The sequence below is a fragment of the Streptomyces sp. MB09-02B genome (genome assembly GCF_033794485.1).
In the GTDB taxonomy this organism is placed as follows: Bacteria; Actinomycetota; Actinomycetes; order Streptomycetales; family Streptomycetaceae; genus Streptomyces.
The window spans coordinates 1-5,066 of record NZ_JARGEE010000552.1 but is presented as its reverse complement, the minus strand read 5'-3'; the positions used below and the strand labels follow the sequence as shown (position 1 = coordinate 5,066).

Below are 5,066 nucleotides of genomic sequence, written 5' to 3'. Positions count from 1 at the left end.
GGGGTGGGGCGTGGGGTTCGTGGGCGACCGCGCTTTCGGTGTGGCTGGTCGCGCAGTTCCCCGCGCCCCTTGAGGGGCGCGGGTGGTGCCCTTTCTCAGGTGCGCAACGAATCTGCGCGCGGACCCGGCCGCACGCAATGAATCGTCCATCGGTGCGCAATGGCCGCCGCTTGTCCAGGTCGGCGCGGCGGCCGTACCGTCTTTCTGGCCGCCTTTCTGGCACCCGAATCCCCCTTTGCCCCGGTGAGGAACACGCATGCGTACCGCCCTGCTCCAGAGCTCCGGTCGCCCCGGCTCGGTCGTCGGCAACCTGAAGGTGCTCGACGAGGCCGCGGGACGGGCCGGCGACGCCGGGGCTGGGCTGCTGGTGGCGCCGGAGATGTTCCTGACGGGGTACGCGATCGGGGACGACGTCGCGCGGCTCGCCGAGGCGGCCGACGGCGACTCGGCCGACGCGGTGGCCGAGATCGCGGGGCGCCACGGCGTCGCGATCGTCTACGGGTACCCGGAGCGCGCCGGTGAGGTGGTCTTCAACTCGGCGCAGCTCGTCTCCGCCGACGGCGTCCGGCTGGCGAACTACCGCAAGACCCATCTCTTCGGCTGCTTCGAACGCGACCACTTCACGCCGGGCGAGCGCAGCGTCGTCCAGGCGGACTTGGGCGGTCTCCGCGTCGGGCTCCTGATCTGCTACGACGTGGAGTTCCCGGAGAACGTCCGCGCCCACGCCCTCGCCGGCACCGATCTGCTGGTGGTGCCGACGGCCCAGATGCATCCGTTCCAGTTCGTCGCCGAGTCGATGATCCCGGTGCGGGCCTTCGAGAACCAGATGTACGTCGCGTACGTCAATCGGGTAGGTCAGGAAGGGGAGTTCGAGTTCGTCGGGCTCTCCACGCTGGCCGGCCCCGACGGGGTCGCGCGCACCCGCGCCGGACGCGGCGAGGAGCTGGTGTTCGCGGACGCCGACCCCGCCCTCGTCGCCGCCTCCCGCGAGGCCAACCCGTATCTGACGGACCGCCGCCCCGGCCTCTACGGGTCCCTGGTCTGAAGCCCTCTCTCCCAGTTGTCGCAAGGAGTCCGTACCCCATGACGTCCACGGTGCCCAACGCCGTCCAGCACGCCGACGAGCAGCAGCCGCCGATCACCATGTTCGGCCCGGACTTCCCGTACGCGTACGACGACTTCCTCGCCCACCCGGCGGGCCTCGGCCAGATACCGGCGACGGAGCACGGCGCCGAGGTCGCGGTGATCGGGGGCGGTCTCTCCGGCGTCGTGGCCGCGTACGAGCTGATGAAGATGGGTCTGAAGCCGGTCGTCTACGAGGCCGACCAGATCGGTGGCCGGCTGCGGACCGTGGGCTTCGACGGGCCCGGCACCGACGGCCTCACCGCCGAGATGGGCGCGATGCGCTTCCCGCCCTCCTCGACGGCCCTCCAGCACTACATCGACCTGGTCGGACTCGAGACCCGCCCCTTCCCCAACCCCCTCGCGGAGGCGACCCCCTCGACGGTCGTCGACCTCAAGGGCGAGTCGTACTACGCCGAGACGATCGAGGACCTGCCGCAGGTCTACCGTGACGTCGCCGCGGCCTGGAACAAGTGCCTGGAAGAGGGCGCCGACTTCTCCGACATGAACCAGGCCATGCGCGAGCGGGACGTGCCGCGCATCCGGGAGATCTGGGCGAAGCTGGTGGAGAAGCTCGACAACCAGACCTTCTACGGGTTCCTCTGCGACTCCGAGGCCTTCAGGTCCTTCCGGCACCGCGAGATCTTCGGCCAGGTCGGCTTCGGCACGGGCGGCTGGGACACCGACTTCCCGAACTCCATCCTGGAGATCCTGCGGGTCGTCTACACCGAGGCCGACGACCACCACCGCGGCATCGTCGGCGGCTCCCAGCAACTGCCGCTGCGGCTGTGGGAGCGCGCGCCGGAGAAGATCGTCCACTGGCCCCACGGCACCTCGCTGGCCGAGCTGCATGTGGGCGGCGAGCCGCGCCCGGCCGTGACCCGGCTGCACCGCACGGCCGGCAACCGGATCACGGTCACCGACGCGACCGGCGACATCCGCACCTACCGGGCGGCGATCTTCACCGCCCAGTCCTGGATGCTGCTGTCGAAGATCGCCTGTGACGACTCGCTCTTTCCGATCGACCACTGGACGGCCATCGAGCGGACCCACTACATGGAGTCCAGCAAGCTCTTCGTGCCCGTCGACCGGCCGTTCTGGCTGGACAAGGACGAGGTCACCGGCCGGGACGTCATGTCGATGACGCTCACCGACCGCATGACGCGCGGGACGTACCTCCTCGACGACGGCCCCGACCGGCCCGCCGTCATCTGCCTCTCCTACACCTGGTGCGACGACAGCCTGAAGTGGCTGCCGCTGTCGGCGAACGAGCGGATGGAGGTCATGCTGAAGTCGCTCGGCGAGATCTACCCGAACGTCGACATCCGCAGCCACGTCATCGGCAACCCGGTGACCGTCTCCTGGGAGAACGAGCCGTACTTCATGGGCGCGTTCAAGGCGAACCTGCCCGGCCACTACCGATACCAGCGGCGCCTGTTCACCCACTTCATGCAGGACCGGCTGCCGGACGACAAGCGGGGCATCTTCCTCGCCGGCGACGACATCTCCTGGACGGCAGGCTGGGCGGAGGGCGCGATCCAGACCGCGCTCAACGCGGTCTGGGGCGTCATGCACCACTTCGGCGGTGCCACGGACGGGACCAACCCCGGCCCGGGAGACGTCTACGACACGATCGCGCCCGTCGAACTCCCCGAGGACTAGGGCGGTTCCGAGGGAGGGCTCAGACGCCGGCCGCCCGAGCCGAGGCGTACACCTCCGCGGCCACGTCCTTGAGTTCCTCGGCGTCCCGCAGGCCGTACTGGAGGTCGAGAAAGATCTCGTCGAGGCCGATCGCGGCGTGCGCGGCGAGGTCGTCGGCCAGTTGTGCGGAGTTGCCCTGGAAGGGGTGGCGATCGGCGCCCTCGTAGGGCTTGGCCTGGTACTGCACATTGATGCGCAGTACCGAGCGGAGCGGTCTGATGCGACGGCGTTCGGCTGCCAGGGCGCGCAACTGGTGCCACTGGGAAGCCAGTTCGTCGACTCCCAGACCTACCGGCAGCCAGCCGTCGGCATGGTCGACGAGCCGGCGCCGGGCCCGCGCGGTGCTCCCGGAGAGCAGGATGGGTATGGGGCGCCGGGGCTTGGGGCCGACCACGGCCGAGGCGATCTTCGTGAGCCTGCCGTCGTACGACACCGGATCCGGGCCCCAGACCGCGCGGCACACCCCGATCAGCTCCTCCAGCACCTGGCCGCGCTCCTCGAAGGGCCGGACGGCCGCCGCCGCGTACTCGTCGAGGGACCAGCCCGTGCCGAGCCCGGCGACCACCCGGCCGCCGCTGGCGGCGTCCAACGAGGCCAGGGACTTGGCGAGTTGGAACGGCACGTGCAGCGGGGCGATCAGGCTCGTGCCCAGGCGGGCCCGCTCGGTGGCCGCTGCGGCCAGGGTGAGGGTGACCAGCGGCTCGGCCACGTGCCGGTAGTGGTCCGGCCAGGGGAGCCCTTCCAGGCCGTACAGGCCCTGCGACGGCGGTTCCGGGAACAGCGCCCGTTCGAAGACCCACAGGCTGTCGTAGCCGATGTCCTCGGCCGTGCGCGCCACGTCGGGCACGTCCTTTCCGATGTCGTACTGCCGCATCTGGGGAAGGGCGAGCCCGAGTCGTAACGCCATGCCGTGTGCTCCTCCGCGAGGGATCTTCTCAAGTCGAACGTATTACGTTCACATGAGAGGGTGGCAGTCGGCCCGCTCGGGCATCGGCGTCAGCAGCATGCGGCCGGCGAGGCCCACCGCCGCGTCCAGCCGGTGGGCGAACTCCGCGGCCAGGTCCGGGAGTCCGCGCAGCGCCCACAGCGCGCGGGCGGCCGACCAACTGGCCTCACGGGCGCGTTCCAGGCTCCACGCGCCGAGCAGATGGGTGAGCGGATCGGCGATCTGGAGCAGATCGGGGCCCGGCATCAGCTCCTCGCGGATACGTTCCTCCAACGAGACCAGGACATCGCCCACTTGCTCGAACTCGTCCTCCAGGTCGGCTGGTTCGCAGCCGAGCGTACGACAGGTGTCCACGACGGCCAGCGCCAGATCGTGCCCGATGTGCGCATTGATGCCGCAGAGGGCGAACTGCAGCGGACCTACCCCGGGATGACGCCGGAACTGCAGCAGCGGCCGCCAGCACGCGGGTGCGGGGCCGCCCTCGGCGACTCTCAGATACCGCTCTGCGAAGAGCACGTCCAGGGTGATCGCGGCCTCGGCGTCCGGGAAGTGACCGGTGTCCAGGCGCCGGCCGATGGCCTCCGTGACGGCGAGGTAGACCCCGTTGAAGACCGCGATCCCGTCCCGCTCGGGAAGGACCGCGTCCAGGGCGCGCATACGGGCAACGACCGCGCCCACCGCGTCGACCGCGCCCACCGCGTCGACCACGGCCGCCGTGACTGTCGCGTCCACGGCCCCTGTCGGATCCACGGAGATGCCCGCTGGGTCCACGGAGATGATCGCCGGATCCACGGAGATGATCGCCGGATCCACGGAGATGATCGCCGAGGCCACACAGATGTCCGCCGGGCTCGCGGAAGTGTCCGCCGAGTCCACGGAATTGGTGAAATGTTCCCACTGCGCCATAGGGGGCAGGTTCGCAGGCCTACGCTGACACCGGTGCCGCCGTGCCAGGCGCGTCCCCGGAACGGGGTAACGCGGGCGCGGCGGGAAAGGCCGGGGAGCCGACGCAGCGCGGTCCGGGGAGTCAGGGGGAGCACCACGTGTCAGGCCTACGCGCCCAGCGGCTGGCCGAACGCCGGGCCGACCGTCGGCGGGCGGTGAGGCGCGGTGCCTTGGCGGCCGCCGCGTCGATCGTGGCCGTCGTCGGAACGATCACCGGGATGGTGGCGGCGACGGGGGGTGAGAGAGACGTCGACGAGGCCCGACCGCTGACGAGCCGCTCGTGGGGCCACCCGTCCGACCTCTCTGCCCCGTCGGCCCCCTCCGCCCTCTCCGGTTCGACCGGACCGGCTCC

Annotated in this window: 4 protein-coding genes and 1 pseudogene; 3 read left to right on the top strand and 2 right to left on the bottom strand. The window is 70.7% G+C overall.

Annotation, left to right across the window (positions count from 1 at the left end):
- Window positions 1-256 precede the first annotated feature (256 nt).
- Window positions 257-1,045 (top strand): carbon-nitrogen hydrolase family protein, encoded by a 789-nt coding sequence (locus tag P1P70_RS40400; RefSeq protein WP_319246835.1) that lies wholly within the window; start codon window positions 257-259, stop codon window positions 1,043-1,045.
- Window positions 1,046-1,083: 38 nt separating this feature from the next.
- Window positions 1,084-2,784 carry an NAD(P)/FAD-dependent oxidoreductase gene (locus P1P70_RS40395; RefSeq protein WP_319246833.1) on the top strand — a complete coding sequence of 567 codons (1,701 nt, stop codon included), beginning with the start codon at window positions 1,084-1,086 and terminating at the stop codon, window positions 2,782-2,784.
- 19 nt (window positions 2,785-2,803) lie between these two features.
- Here the strand turns inward: P1P70_RS40395 and P1P70_RS40390 are convergent, their stop codons facing one another.
- Complete coding sequence (locus P1P70_RS40390; protein ID WP_319246832.1) at window positions 2,804-3,730, bottom strand: LLM class F420-dependent oxidoreductase; 927 nt, start codon at window positions 3,728-3,730, stop codon at window positions 2,804-2,806.
- Between the two features lie 48 nt (window positions 3,731-3,778).
- A complete protein-coding gene (locus P1P70_RS40385) occupies window positions 3,779-4,447 on the bottom strand; it encodes a DUF5995 family protein (RefSeq protein ID WP_413471658.1) in 669 nt (222 codons plus the stop codon).
- Between the two features lie 365 nt (window positions 4,448-4,812).
- Here P1P70_RS40385 and P1P70_RS40380 point away from each other — a divergent pair.
- Window positions 4,813-5,066, top strand: a pseudogene (locus tag P1P70_RS40380) (endoglucanase); the annotation flags it as partial.